The sequence below is a fragment of the Methylobacterium platani genome (genome assembly GCF_001653715.1).
GTDB lineage: Bacteria > Pseudomonadota > Alphaproteobacteria > Rhizobiales > Beijerinckiaceae > Methylobacterium > Methylobacterium platani.
In genome coordinates this window covers 241,461-253,515 of record NZ_LWHQ01000010.1, presented here as the reverse complement: position 1 = coordinate 253,515, position 12,055 = coordinate 241,461, and the positions used below count along the sequence as shown (strand labels likewise).

Below are 12,055 nucleotides of genomic sequence, written 5' to 3'. Positions count from 1 at the left end.
GGCGGTCCGGGAGCGCGCGGGCGCGCCAGCCCTCGGGGGCGCGGGCGAAGTGGTGCAGGAAGCTCAAGGGCAGCGCGAGGCGGTCGGGGTCGGTGCCCTCGAGGCTGGCGCAGCCGAGCATCGCGTCGATCCGGTGATGGAGCACGTAGGCCCAGATGCCGTGCCAGAGCAGCTCGACGGTGCGCTTGGTGCGGTAGGGCTTGAGCACGCAGGAGCGGCCGAGCTCCAGCACCCGCTTGCCGGCATTGGCCTCCAGCACCGGGCCGAGATCGTACTCGCCGGCGGTGTAGAAGCCGAAGTTCCGGTCGGCCTGCTCCTGGCGCAGCAGCCGGTAGGTGCCGACCACCCGGGGCTTGGGCTTGCGGAAGGGCTTCTGCTCCTGCGCGGCATGGTCGATCACCAGCAGGTGGTCGCAGACCGCGTCGTACTCGTCGGCATCGCGGCGCTTGAGCAGGGCCAGGCCGGTCGGGATCGCCGCCATCTCCTCGTAGAACACCCGGTAGCGCAGGCGCTGGGCCCGCTTGACCTCCTTCGGCGTCGTCGCGAGGCGCACCTCGAGCGGGCCGATGCGGCCGAGCACCGGGTCGAGGCCGGGGGTCTCGAAAGCCTTCAGGCGCGGGAACAGCCGCGAGGGCTGAGCCAGTCCCTTGAGGTGGATGCCGCCCTCCGCGGCCCGACCCAGGAGGCGGGTCAGGGGAATGCCGGGCGGCGCATCGCGGCCGTCGCCGGCCGGCAAGCGGGTGAGGAACGGAACCATGGTCGAGGCATCCCGTGCGGCGCCGACCGATCCGGCGCCCGTCGACGCGGTCGCCGCGACCGCCCCGCGTGCCGACAAGACACCACGAAGGCAGTACGGGAATATGACAGGGGTTTGCAAGAACCCTCAAGGACTTGAGCCCTCGAGGGGGTGGCGGGGCACGAGGCCCCGCCCGAAACGTCACACGAACTGGCTCAGGCCCGGGATCGAGCCGACGATCGGGCCCATCACGTCCTCGCCGGCCTTCTCGCGGCCGTAGGCGAACAGCTCGCGGCCCAGCGGCTGCATCTGGTTCATCGGCACGCCGGCCGACATCAGCTTCTGGCCGAGCGCCATCACGCCGCCGCCCATCATGCCGCCGAGCATGCCCATCAGGCCGCCGCCGCCCTCGCCGGCTCCGGCCTGGGCGATCGCCGTCTCGGCGCCCGGCATCGCGGCGATGAGCTGGTTGACCTCCGCGGCCGGGCCCTCCTTCTGCAGGAAGGCCAGGATGTGGCCGATCGCCGTCTGGGCCGTGGTCGCGTCGAGTCCCGTGGCCTGCGTCACCCGGGCAACAAGCTCTTCCATCGTGGTCTCCCGCACCTCTCGCGCGCGGCCGGCCGGCCGGCGCGCCGGGCGGTCTTCGGCGAAGGTCGCCGCGAAATCAAGGCGCGGGAGAAAACCGGGGGCTTTCGGCGTTGACAGAATGCGCCCGCACCCGTAACGGTGACATCTGGCGCGCGGGCTGCACGGTCCGCGCGCCGTCGCGTTCGCGGCGGCCCTCAGGGGTTCCCGGGCGTCAATTGCCAAAAAGACGACCCCGGCTGAAGCCGGAGGCCGGATGGAACACGGACGAGAACGATGTTCGCAGTGATCAAGACCGGCGGCAAGCAGTACCGCGTCGCCGCCAACGACGTCATCACGATCGAGAAGCTCGAGGGCGAGGCCGGCACCGCCGTCACCTTCGGCGAAGTGCTGCTGTTCACCGACGGCGCCGGCGCGACCCAGGTCGGCGCCCCGCTGGTTTCCGGCGTCAGCGTCGCCGGCGAGATCGTCAAGCAGGCCCGCGGCCCGAAGGTCATCGCCTTCAAGAAGCGCCGCCGCCAGAACTCGCGCCGCAAGCGCGGTCACCGCCAGGACCTCACCGTGGTCCGCGTCACGGGCATCAGCGCCGCTTAACGCTGGCCGCGAGCCCTTTTCCCAGGATTCAGGAGTTAGCCCCATGGCTCACAAGAAGGCAGGCGGTTCGTCCCGCAACGGTCGCGATTCGGCCGGTCGTCGTCTCGGCGTGAAGAAGTTCGGCAGCGAGGCCGTCATCGCCGGCAACATTATCGTGCGTCAGCGCGGCACCAAGTGGCATCCCGGCGTCAATGTCGGCATGGGCACCGACCACACCCTGTTCGCCCTCACCGACGGCCGCGTGCAATTCATGACCAAACGAGGCCGCGCCTTCGTAACGGTCGTCGCCAACGACGCCGCCCCGGCCCTGGAGGCCGCAGAATAACCCGACGGAGCCAGTGACGAGGGAGCTCCGCCGGTGTCCCCACACCGACCCGGCGACTCCTGCTCACCTTAGGCCTCCAAACGGCCAAGCTCCGAGCGAGATCACGAGGGAAGGTGGGGAACCACCTTCCCTTTCGTCGTTCTCGTAACCGCGCCCGAGCGGGAGGCTCTGGGTTCGGATCGGAGTCAGGCGATGTTTCCCGACCTCACCCGCGACGATGTCTTCCGGCTCGAGACCCGGAGGCTGTGGCTGCGCTGGGCCCGCCAGGCCGACGCGCAAGCCCTCGTCCGCCTCGCCGGTGAGAAAGCCGTAGCCGGGATGACCGCCCGGATTCCGCATCCGCTCGACCCGCCGTCCGTGGACACGTTCATCCTCGACTCGCGGCAGGCCAACGCGGACGGGCGGGCGCTGATCATGGCGATCACGCCGCGGCGGCACCCGACCCAGGCGATCGGCATCGTCGGCATCGAGCCCGACCCGGAGGGCGGTGCCCCGCATCTCGGCTACTGGCTCGGCACGCCCCATTGGGGCGAGGGCCTGGCCACCGAGGCGGCGCGGGCGATGATCGACGCCTTCTTCGCCTACACGGAGGGGAGCGAGCTCGCCTCGTCGGCCCGGGTGGTGAACCCCGCCTCGCGGCGGGTGCTGGAGAAGTGCGGCTTCGCCTCGGTCGGCTCCGGCCTTCAGGCCTTCCCGGCCCGCGGCGGGGTCTTCCCGGTCGACCGGTTCCGGCTCGACCGGCGGGCCTGGGACAGCCTGAAGACCTGGCACGCCGCCGGTCTCGTCTTCGAGCGTCACGACCGGGCGGAATGCCGGGTCGGCGCCTGATCTGATATCCTTCCGGCGACCGGGGCCCTCCCCGGCCGCCCTCATGCGAGTCTGGAGTTCATCCCGTGAAGTTCCTCGACGAGGCCAAGGTCTACGTCCGTTCGGGAGACGGCGGCGCCGGCTGCGTCTCGTTCCGGCGGGAGAAGTTCATCGAGTTCGGCGGGCCCGACGGCGGCGACGGCGGCCGCGGCGGCGACGTCTGGGTCGAGTGCGTCGAGGGGCTGAACACCCTGATCGACTACCGCTACCAGCAGCATTTCAAGGCTCGCAAGGGCGAGCACGGCTCGGGCCGCAACCGCGCCGGGGGCAAGGGCGAGGACGTGATCCTCAAGGTGCCGGCCGGCACCGAGATCCTGGCCGAGGACCACGAGACGCTGATCGCCGACATGACCAGTGTCGGCCAGCGGGTACGCCTCGCCAAGGGCGGCAACGGCGGCTTCGGCAACGCCTATTTCACGACCTCGACCAACCGCGCCCCGCGCCACGCCAATCCGGGCCTCGAGGGCCAGGAGCACTGGCTCTGGCTGCGGCTGAAGCTCATCGCCGATGCGGGCCTCGTCGGCCTGCCGAATGCCGGCAAGTCGACCTTCCTCGCCGCCGTCACGGCGGCCAAGCCCAAGATCGCCGACTACCCCTTCACCACCCTGCATCCGGGCCTCGGCGTGGTGCGGGTCGATACCCGGGAATTCGTGCTCGCCGACATCCCAGGCCTGATCGAGGGCGCGCACGAGGGCGTCGGCCTCGGCGACAAGTTCCTGGCCCATGTCGAGCGCTGCCGGGTGCTGCTCCACCTCGTCGAGGGCACGAGCGAGGATGCCGGCGCCGCCTACCGGCTGGTGCGCACCGAACTCGAAGCCTACGGCCACGGCCTGGGGGACAAGCCCGAGGTGGTGGCGCTGTCGAAGGCCGACACCCTCGACGCCGAGACCCTGGCGCTCCAGCTCGAACGGCTGGAAGCCGAGTGCGGCTGCAAGCCCCTGGTCCTGTCCTCGGCGACCCGCCAGGGGGTGACGGACGCCCTGCGGGCGCTCATGGCCCGCATGGATGCGGTCGCGGCGGAGGCGCCGGTGGTGCGGGCGGCCTGGCAGCCTTGAGGACGGCGTGGGGGAGGCGCTAGATTCGACGCCATCGGGAGTCGCCCCCATGACCGAGCCTCTGATCATCGACAGCGACGAGACCTTGCTGCTCGCCCGGCGCTTGGCGGAGCGTCTCGGGACCACGCCGGACGACGCCGTGGCGCAGGCGTTGCGGGCGTATGACGAGATGCCGGCGGCGGCGTATGCCTTGATGGCTCCGCGACAGCCTCTTCACGATCCAGAGGCCTTCATCGCCCGGATCCTGGCGCTCGGCGCGGCGGCGCGGGCCGAGCTTCCGCCGGGGACGAACTCCGACCACAGCGATCTGTACGACGAGGACGGCCTCCCGCGATAAAGGCGGATCGAGACGGAGCAATCGATGGCGAAGCGGCTTATCATTGAGGACGATGAAATCGTCGGCATCGCCGAGCGTATGGCAAGGCGTCTTGGCACGACGCCCAACGATGTCGTGACGCGCCTCCTGCGCGAAGCAGAACCTCGGGCAGCTGCCAAGATCTCGCTTACCCCCGCCCAGCAGGCGGATTACGAGGCCTTGCGTGCCCTCGTGAAGGATGTGGCCCGGTTTAGACAGCCCGGTGCAACCTCGGATCACTCCGAGTTTTACGACGAGAACGGCCTGCCGGTATGATCGCCCTCGACACATCCGCGCTCGTCGCAATCGCGATGGACGAGGCGGAGGGCGAGACCTTCTCGCAGATCATTGCGGCGAGCGGGGCGGCGATCGTCGGGATGCCGACCCTGCTCGAGACTCACATGGTCCTCGAAGGTCGTTTGCCAGGGGGTGCCAAGTACTTCCTTGAACGCCTGCTGCTCGTCCCATCCGTCCGCATGATCGATTTCGACCACCGGATGCTCCAGGCTGCCACCGACGCCTTTCTTCGCTTCGGCCGGGGCCGCGGGCATCCAGCGCGGTTGAACATGGGGGACTGCATGGCTTACGCGGTAGCCAGGACCCAGGACCTGCCGCTCCTCTTCAAGGGGAACGACTTCGTCCACACGGACCTGACGCCCGCCGCACCCTGATCCCCGGTTCCATGTCCACGCTCCCCGCCCCCCGCTCGCCCGAGACCCCCACCCTCGACCAGTTCCGCCGCGTCGTGCTCAAGGTCGGCTCGGCGCTCCTCGTCGACCGGGCGCGGGGGCGGCTGCGGCATGCCTGGCTGGCGGCGCTGGCCGAGGACATCGCCGAGCTGCACGGCCGCGGCGTCGACGTGCTGGTGGTCTCCTCCGGCTCGATCGCCCTCGGCCGCACGGTGCTGAATTTCGCCCCCGGCCCGCTGCGCCTGGAGGAGAGCCAGGCCGCGGCAGCGGTGGGGCAGATCGCGCTCGCCCGGCACTGGTCGGAGGCGCTCGCCCATCACGGCATCGTCGCCGGCCAGATCCTGGTGACGCCGCAGGACACCGAGGAGCGCCGGCGCTACCTCAACGCCCGGGCCACGACCCTGAAGCTCCTGGAGGAGCGCGCCGTCCCGGTCGTCAACGAGAACGACACGGTCGCGACCTCGGAGATCCGCTACGGCGACAACGACCGCCTCGCCGCCCGGGTCGCCACGATGATCGGCGCCGACCTGCTGGTGCTGTTCTCCGACATCGACGGGCTCTACACCGCCCCGCCGGCGAGCGACCCGAAGGCCGAGCACCTGCCCGTCATCGCCCGGATCACCCCGGAGATCGACGCGATGGCGGGGGGACCCGCCTCGGAGCTGTCGCGCGGCGGCATGCGCACCAAGGTCGAGGCGGCCAAGATCGCGATCTCGGGCGGCACCCAGATGATGATCGCCGACGGGCGGGTGAAGAACCCCTTGAAGGCGGTGGCGAACGGGGCGCGCTGCTCGTGGTTCCTCGCCGGCTCGACGCCGGGTGCGGCCCGCAAGACCTGGATCGCCGGCTCGCTGGAGCCGCGCGGGACGCTCACGATCGATGCCGGCGCGGCGCGTGCGCTCCAGGGCGGCGCGAGCCTGCTGCCGGTCGGCGTCCGGCGGGTCGAGGGCAGCTTCAGCCGCGGCGACGCGGTGACGATCCGGGCCGAGGACGGGACGGTGCTCGCCCGCGGCCTCGTCGCCTACGACAGCGAGGATGCGGCCCGCATCCTCGGCCGGTCGAGCCGGGAGATCGAGGCGGTGCTGGGCTATCCGGGGCGCGCCGCGATGGTGCACCGGGACGATCTGGCGGTGGTGGGGGATTGAGGGGCAGGGTCGTCGCGCGCGTCGTTCCGGACGCGACCGAACGCCCCAAACGCCAAGAAGGCGCCTGAGGGGCGAATGCCGCCCCTGGCGCCTTGCTTGACCATCGAGAACTTCGCCCCCGGCGAACCGGGACGGCGCGATCAGCAGAAGAACTGGCCGATCCGGCGCTCGAGATCGTCGGTGATGCGACCGCCGTTGACCTCGACGTAATCGCCGATCTGGCGCTCCAGGCGGCGCTGGTTGGCGGCGTGGATCGCGTGGACCATGCGGCTGACGAGGGTGAGGATGCCGGGCTCCATGTCGGAGCGCTCGTCGACGGCGGGGGAGATGAGCGAGTGGGTGATGACCGCGAGCATGGGGATCTCCAAAGAGTGCGCGCGGGCGTTTCCGGTGTTCTTGTTGCAACGCAATATGGTCGCTACCGCGTTGCACACAAGCGCGGCGGCTGCAGCGGCGCCATGCGAATCCGGCATGCCGTGCCCGGGGCCGCGGTTAACCCGGCGGTTACGCTTGCGCGTTGCGGACCAACGGGTTGACCGGGGTTGACCCCGGGGTCCCGAGGCGTCAATCACCCCTCGCCTGCCCCCGTCGCCCGCGCGTCATGCTGGCCTGCTAGGCGAGCCGACCAACCGGGGGGATGCGTTCCCCGCGGGCGGGGCACACCGTAACGACAATCCGGAGACCTCAAGCGCCATGACCGACTGGCCCGTCCACGGCCGCATCAGCGGCCCCATCGTGATGATCGGCTTCGGCTCGATCGGCCGGGGCACCCTGCCCCTGATCGAGCGCCACTTCACCTACGACAAGGCCCGGTTCACGGTGGTGGAGCCGTCGGATTCCCACAAGGCGCTCGCCGACGAGCACGGCCTGCGCTTCGAGCAGGTGGCGCTGACCAAGGACAACTACCGCGAGGTCCTCACCCCCCTCCTCACCGAGGGCGGCGGCCAGGGCTTCTGCGTCAACCTCTCGGTCGACACCTCGTCGCGGGACATCATGGAGCTGTGCCGCGAGATCGGCGCGCTCTACATCGACACCGTCGCCGAGCCGTGGCCGGGCTTCTACTTCGACAAGAACGCGGGTCCGGCCGACCGCACCAACTACGCGCTCCGCGAGCAGGTGCTCGACGCCCGCCGCCGCAAGCCGGGCGGCCCGACCGCGGTGTCGTGCTGCGGCGCCAATCCCGGCATGGTGTCGTGGTTCGTCAAGCAGGCGCTCCTCAACGTCGCGGCCGATCTCGGCCTGAAGACCCCCGAGCCGAAGACCCGCGAGGAGTGGGCCGCGCTGATGCGCGAGACCGGCGTCAAGGGCATCCACATCGCCGAGCGCGACACCCAGCGCGCCAAGTCGGAGAAGCCGCAGGGCGTCTTCGTCAACACCTGGTCGGTCGAGGGCTTCGTCTCCGAGGGCAACCAGCCGGCGGAGCTGGGCTGGGGCACCCACGAGACCTGGATGCCGGAGAACGGCCGCACCCTGCCGAACGACGCCCCGGCGATCTACCTGCTCCAGCCCGGCGCCGACACCCGCGTGCGCTCCTGGACCCCGACCGCGCAGGCGCAGTTCGGCTTCCTGGTGACGCATAACGAGGCGATCTCGATCGCCGACTACTACACGGTGCGCCAAGAGGGTCAGGCGGTCTACCGGCCGACCTGCCACTACGCCTACCATCCCTGCAACGAGGCGGTGCTCTCGCTGCACGAGATGTGGGGCCAGGCCGGCAAGGTGCAGGAGAAGCACCACATCCTCGACGAGAACGAGATCGTCGACGGCATCGACGAACTCGGCGTGCTGCTCTACGGCCACGGCAAGAACGCCTACTGGTACGGCTCGCAGCTCTCCATCGAGGAGACCCGGGCGATCGCCCCCTACCAGAACGCCACCGGCCTCCAGGTGACCTCCGCCGTGCTCGCCGGCATGGTCTGGGCGCTGGAGAACCCGGAGGCCGGCATCGTCGAGGCCGACGAGGTCGATTTCCGCCGCTGCCTGGAAGTGCAGACCCCGTATCTCGGTCCGGTGATCGGCGTGTACACCGACTGGACCCCGCTGTCGGGCCGCCCGGGCCTGTTCCCGGAGGACATCGACGAGAGCGATCCCTGGCAGTTCCGCAACGTGCTGGTGCACGGCGCCTAAACGGCGCCTTGATATGGCATCGCGCCCCTCGCCCGGGCGCGGTGCCGCAGCGCAGCGAGACTGTCCCCCGTCCCCGCCTGGTGCTACCATCGTGGCGGTGACAGGGAGCCGTCATGTCGCTCGCGCTCAGGCGCGCCCCGCGGATGCGGGTCGCCGACTTCATCGAGATGATCCGCGACCGCCCGGACGAGGAGCGCTGGGAGCTTCTCGACGGCGAGGCGGTGCTGATGGCGCCGCCGGGTGAGCGGCATCAGCAAATCGTCATGAATCTGGGTCGCCAGCTTGCGACCCTGGCCGAGAAGCTGGGATGTCGGGCCCTGCCCGGTCTCGGCCTGCGCAACGACTTCGTCGACGATTACGCGCCGATCCCCGACGTCGTCGTGCGATGCGGCCCGCTTCTTCCGGACGGCTACGCGCGCGATCCGCTCGTCGTCGCCGAGGTGCTGTCCCCGTCCACCATGAACAACGACCGCGGTCGCAAGGCGGCGTTCTACCAGGGTCTTCAAACCTTGCGCGCCTACCTGATCGTCTATCAGGACGAGGCCCGGGTGGAGGTCTGGTCACGCGGGAACGGTCCGGACTGGTCCCTGCGCGTCCTCGGCCGCGACGACACGATCCCGCTGCCGGATCTCGGCGGGGAAATCCCCGTCGCCGCCCTGTATCACGGCCTTCCCCTCTGACGCCCGAGCCGCCCTTGCCCCATTTCGACGAATTCTACGCCAACAAGTTGCGCGGCACCCTCGGGGTGACCGATGCCGAATCGGTGCTCGACCTGCGCGGCGCGCCCCGGGCCCAGGCCGAGGCCTCGCTCGCCGACATGCTGGAGCGCAGCCGCTTCGCCAAGGGCAAGACCGTGGCGGTGCGCCTCGACGCGCCGACGCCCGGCGGCGGCGAGACCCTGTTCCAGCCGGTCGGGCGCCAGCTCCTCGACGCCAAGCGCCGCGGCTGGGTCGACCGCCTGCAGACCCTGCCGTCGCAGGACGGGCTCGGGTTCTACATCGCCCTGTCCGGGCGGCCCGAGAAGGCGTCCGAGGCGCGCTGACGCCGGGCGGTCGCCGAAATCCCGGAGCCGCGCCGGCTCCGGGAACGATCCCCGCCCCCGGTGCGGGGCGGGGTCAGGCCGTCTCGCCGTGCAGCCGCGCCAGCGCCCGCGCGCGCCCGATCAGCGGCAGCAGGCCGGCGAGGTCGGGGCCGTGGTCGAGGCCGGTGAGCGCGAGGCGCAGCGGCAGGAACAGGGCCTTGCCCTTGAGGCCGGTGGCGGCCCGCACGCTCTCGGTCACCCGCTTCCAGGTGCCGGCATCCCACGGCTCGGGCGGCAGCGCCTCGCGGGCGACGGCGAGGAGGTCCGGAGTCTCGCCGGTCACCGGCGTCACCGGGCCCTCGACCACCCGCCACCACTGCGCGGCCTCCGACACCCGGGTCAGGTTCGCCCGCACCACCTCCCAGAACGCCTCTCCCCGCCCCGGCTGGACGCCGAGGGCGGCGAGCCGCTCCGCCACCGCCGCGTAGGGCAGGCCGTGCACGACCCGGGCGTTGAGCCCGTCGAGCTCGTGCTCGTCGAACTTCGCCGGCGCGCGCGAGACGTGGGCGAGGTCGACCAGCGCGGCCAGCTCGTCGAGGTCGGCGACCGGCCGCACCGCCTCGGCCGAGCCGGTGAGGACGGCGAGTGCCGCGACGGCCGTCGGCTCGTAGCCGGCCTCGCGCAGGCCCCGCAGGGAGAGGTGGCCGAGGCGCTTCGACAGCCCCTCGCCGCTCGCCGTGGTGAGTAGGTTGTGGTGGGCGAAGACCGGCACGGCGGCGCCGAGCGCGGAGAAGATCTGGATCTGGACCGCGGTGTTGGTGACGTGGTCCTCGCCGCGGATGACGTGGGTGACGCCGGTCTCGGCGTCGTCGACCACGGAAGGCAGGGTGTAGAGGTAGCTGCCGTCCTCGCGGATCAGCACCGGATCGGAGAGGCTGTCGGCCTCGACGTGGCAGGGCCCGCGCACGAGATCGTCCCAGGTCACGGTGCCGGGATCGAGGCGGAAGCGCCAGTGCGGCCGGCGCCCCTCGTCCTCGAAGGCGGCGCGCTCCTCGGGCGTCAGCTTGAGGGCGGCGCGGTCGTAGACCGGGGGCAGGCCGCGGCCGAGCTGGCGCCGGCGGCGGCGCTCCAGCTCCTCGGCGGTCTCGTAGGCCGGATAGAGCCGGCCGGCCGCCTTCAACCGCTCGGCCGCCGCGTCGTAGATCGCGAGGCGCTCCGACTGGCGGAAGGTCCCGCCCGGGACAATGCCGAGCCAGCGGAGGTCCTCCTCGATCGCCGCGGCGAATTCGGGGGTCGAGCGTGCCGTGTCGGTGTCGTCGAGGCGCAGCCAGAACGTGCCGCCCTCCCGCCGCGCGAACAGGGCGTTGAACAGGGCCGGCCGGGCATTGCCGATATGGAGGAAGCCGGTGGGCGAGGGAGCGAAGCGAACGACGGGTGCCATGGCCGCCCTCGTAGAGCATCGGCGGAGCGGGGCGCAATCCGGCGCGCGGGCCCGCGCACGGGCGAAGCCTTGACACGCCTCGCCCGGACGCCGCATCGCGGGCCCGTGGCCTCCTCCTCCCCCCTCCTGCCGGCCGGGACCACGGCCTGGCTGATCACCGACGGCAAGGCCGGCGACCTCGCCCCCTGCCGCGGCCTCGCGGAGGCCCTGGGTATCGTTGCCGAGGAACGCACGATCGCGCCGCGCCCGCCCTTCTCCTGGCTCGCGCCCCGCGGCCCGGCCGATCCGCGCGAGCGGGCGCTCGCTCCGCCCTGGCCCGACCTCGCCGTCGCCACCGGCCGCCGGGCGGTGCCGGCGCTCCGCGCGGTGAAGCGCCGCTCGGGATCGCGGACCTTCACGGTGTTCCTGCGCGATCCCCGCATCGGCACGCGGGCGGCCGACCTGATCTGGGTGCCGGCCCACGACCGGCTGCGCGGGCCTAACGTGATCGTGACCGGGACCGGGCCGCACCCGGTCTCGCCCGCCCGCCTGGAAGCGGCGCGGCGCGCGCCCGACCCGCGCCTGTCCGCCCTGCCCCATCCCCGCGCCGCGGTGCTCGTCGGCGGCGACAGCCGGCACGGGCGCTTCCCGGACGAGGACGGGCGGCGCCTGCTCGCCGGGCTGGAGCGCCTGTCCGGCGAGGCCTGCCTGATGATCACCGCCTCCCGGCGCACGCCGGCCGCCTTGCGGACGGCGCTGGCCGACCTCGCCCGGCAGAGCGGCGGCTTCTTCTGGGACGGCAGCGGCGAGAACCCCTATCTCGCCCTGCTGGCGCTCGCCGACACGATCGTGGCGACGGCCGATTCGGCCAACATGGTGACGGAGGCCTGTGCCGCCGGCGTGCCGGTGCTGCTGTTCGAGCCGGGGAACCTGTATCCCCGCCACAGGCCGCTGTTCGAGGCCCTGAAAGCCCACGGAACTGTGCATGCTTTCGACGGACGGGTTGAAGCGTTGCGGCCCAAGCCCTTAGACATGACACTCGCGATCGCGCAGGCTGTGGCGAATGCCTATATCGGGCATCGCGACGCGCTCGCCCGCCGGACGGCTCGTTAGAGCCCGCTCGGCGGCAGCCCCGG

At 71.6% G+C, this 12,055-nt stretch carries 16 protein-coding genes; 12 read left to right on the top strand and 4 right to left on the bottom strand.

Annotation, left to right across the window (positions count from 1 at the left end):
- Together A5481_RS05770 and A5481_RS05765 are read right to left on the bottom strand one after the other, a co-directional pair.
- Positions 1–757: GNAT family N-acetyltransferase (locus A5481_RS05770; RefSeq protein WP_245298624.1), on the bottom strand; the 757-nt coding region annotated here is incomplete at its 3' end.
- A 180-nt stretch (positions 758–937) separates the two neighbouring features.
- Positions 938–1,324, bottom strand: coding sequence for a DUF2267 domain-containing protein (locus tag A5481_RS05765; protein WP_048436259.1), 387 nt, complete (start codon positions 1,322–1,324; stop codon positions 938–940).
- A gap of 273 nt (positions 1,325–1,597) precedes the next feature.
- On the opposite strand from A5481_RS05765, the gene rplU reads away from it, so the two are divergent.
- From rplU to proB, 8 genes are all read left to right on the top strand, one after another.
- On the top strand, positions 1,598–1,915 hold the full coding sequence (gene rplU / locus A5481_RS05760; protein ID WP_048436258.1) for a 50S ribosomal protein L21: 318 nt from the start codon (positions 1,598–1,600) through the stop codon (positions 1,913–1,915).
- 43 nt (positions 1,916–1,958) lie between these two features.
- On the top strand, positions 1,959–2,240 hold the full coding sequence (rpmA, locus tag A5481_RS05755; RefSeq protein ID WP_048436257.1) for a 50S ribosomal protein L27: 282 nt from the start codon (positions 1,959–1,961) through the stop codon (positions 2,238–2,240).
- 192 nt (positions 2,241–2,432) lie between these two features.
- A complete protein-coding gene (locus tag A5481_RS05750; RefSeq protein ID WP_048436256.1) occupies positions 2,433–3,068 on the top strand; it encodes a GNAT family N-acetyltransferase in 636 nt (211 codons plus the stop codon).
- Between the two features lie 65 nt (positions 3,069–3,133).
- A complete protein-coding gene (gene obgE, locus A5481_RS05745; protein ID WP_048436255.1) occupies positions 3,134–4,162 on the top strand; it encodes a GTPase ObgE in 1,029 nt (342 codons plus the stop codon).
- A 49-nt stretch (positions 4,163–4,211) separates the two neighbouring features.
- Positions 4,212–4,499 carry a type II toxin-antitoxin system VapB family antitoxin gene (locus tag A5481_RS05740; protein ID WP_048436254.1) on the top strand — a complete coding sequence of 96 codons (288 nt, stop codon included), beginning with the start codon at positions 4,212–4,214 and terminating at the stop codon, positions 4,497–4,499.
- A 24-nt stretch (positions 4,500–4,523) separates the two neighbouring features.
- Complete coding sequence (locus A5481_RS05735) at positions 4,524–4,793, top strand: type II toxin-antitoxin system VapB family antitoxin (RefSeq protein WP_048436253.1); 270 nt, start codon at positions 4,524–4,526, stop codon at positions 4,791–4,793.
- Positions 4,790–5,188, top strand: a complete 399-nt coding sequence (locus A5481_RS05730; protein ID WP_048436252.1) for a type II toxin-antitoxin system VapC family toxin — start codon at positions 4,790–4,792, stop codon at positions 5,186–5,188. The genes A5481_RS05735 and A5481_RS05730 overlap by 4 nt, the downstream gene beginning before the upstream one ends.
- An 11-nt stretch (positions 5,189–5,199) precedes the next feature.
- Positions 5,200–6,351 carry a glutamate 5-kinase gene (gene proB / locus A5481_RS05725; protein ID WP_064503819.1) on the top strand — a complete coding sequence of 384 codons (1,152 nt, stop codon included), beginning with the start codon at positions 5,200–5,202 and terminating at the stop codon, positions 6,349–6,351.
- Between the two features lie 140 nt (positions 6,352–6,491).
- Here proB and A5481_RS05720 read toward each other — a convergent pair whose 3' ends face one another.
- Positions 6,492–6,707 (bottom strand): hypothetical protein, encoded by a 216-nt coding sequence (locus A5481_RS05720; RefSeq protein WP_048434242.1) that lies wholly within the window; start codon positions 6,705–6,707, stop codon positions 6,492–6,494.
- A 337-nt stretch (positions 6,708–7,044) separates the two neighbouring features.
- On the opposite strand from A5481_RS05720, the gene A5481_RS05715 reads away from it, so the two are divergent.
- The 3 genes from A5481_RS05715 (at position 7,045) to A5481_RS05705 (ending at position 9,520) form a co-directional block, all read left to right on the top strand.
- Positions 7,045–8,478: a homospermidine synthase gene (locus tag A5481_RS05715; protein WP_048434241.1), complete on the top strand. Its 1,434-nt coding sequence runs from the start codon at positions 7,045–7,047 to the stop codon at positions 8,476–8,478.
- Between the two features lie 113 nt (positions 8,479–8,591).
- On the top strand, positions 8,592–9,158 hold the full coding sequence (locus tag A5481_RS05710) for a Uma2 family endonuclease (RefSeq protein WP_048434240.1): 567 nt from the start codon (positions 8,592–8,594) through the stop codon (positions 9,156–9,158).
- Positions 9,159–9,172: 14 nt separating this feature from the next.
- Positions 9,173–9,520 (top strand): hypothetical protein, encoded by a 348-nt coding sequence (locus tag A5481_RS05705; RefSeq protein WP_048434239.1) that lies wholly within the window; start codon positions 9,173–9,175, stop codon positions 9,518–9,520.
- A gap of 73 nt (positions 9,521–9,593) precedes the next feature.
- On the opposite strand, the gene gltX is transcribed toward A5481_RS05705, so the two are convergent.
- Positions 9,594–10,940: a glutamate--tRNA ligase gene (gene gltX, locus A5481_RS05700; protein WP_048434238.1), complete on the bottom strand. Its 1,347-nt coding sequence runs from the start codon at positions 10,938–10,940 to the stop codon at positions 9,594–9,596.
- A gap of 105 nt (positions 10,941–11,045) precedes the next feature.
- On the opposite strand from gltX, the gene A5481_RS05695 reads away from it, so the two are divergent.
- Positions 11,046–12,032: a mitochondrial fission ELM1 family protein gene (locus A5481_RS05695; RefSeq protein ID WP_048434237.1), complete on the top strand. Its 987-nt coding sequence runs from the start codon at positions 11,046–11,048 to the stop codon at positions 12,030–12,032.
- Positions 12,033–12,055: the final 23 nt, after the last annotated feature.

Coding starts and splice junctions, on each gene's coding strand:
- A5481_RS05765 (WP_048436259.1), bottom strand. CDS start 1,324: ATGGAAGAGCTTGTTGCCCGGGTGACGCAGGCCACGGGACTCGACGCG.
- A5481_RS05730 (WP_048436252.1), top strand. CDS start 4,790: ATGATCGCCCTCGACACATCCGCGCTCGTCGCAATCGCGATGGACGAG.
- rpmA (WP_048436257.1), top strand. CDS start 1,959: ATGGCTCACAAGAAGGCAGGCGGTTCGTCCCGCAACGGTCGCGATTCG.
- A5481_RS05720 (WP_048434242.1), bottom strand. CDS start 6,707: ATGCTCGCGGTCATCACCCACTCGCTCATCTCCCCCGCCGTCGACGAG.
- A5481_RS05710 (WP_048434240.1), top strand. CDS start 8,592: ATGTCGCTCGCGCTCAGGCGCGCCCCGCGGATGCGGGTCGCCGACTTC.
- gltX (WP_048434238.1), bottom strand. CDS start 10,940: ATGGCACCCGTCGTTCGCTTCGCTCCCTCGCCCACCGGCTTCCTCCAT.
- proB (WP_064503819.1), top strand. CDS start 5,200: ATGTCCACGCTCCCCGCCCCCCGCTCGCCCGAGACCCCCACCCTCGAC.
- A5481_RS05735 (WP_048436253.1), top strand. CDS start 4,524: ATGGCGAAGCGGCTTATCATTGAGGACGATGAAATCGTCGGCATCGCC.
- A5481_RS05740 (WP_048436254.1), top strand. CDS start 4,212: ATGACCGAGCCTCTGATCATCGACAGCGACGAGACCTTGCTGCTCGCC.
- A5481_RS05750 (WP_048436256.1), top strand. CDS start 2,433: ATGTTTCCCGACCTCACCCGCGACGATGTCTTCCGGCTCGAGACCCGG.
- rplU (WP_048436258.1), top strand. CDS start 1,598: ATGTTCGCAGTGATCAAGACCGGCGGCAAGCAGTACCGCGTCGCCGCC.
- A5481_RS05715 (WP_048434241.1), top strand. CDS start 7,045: ATGACCGACTGGCCCGTCCACGGCCGCATCAGCGGCCCCATCGTGATG.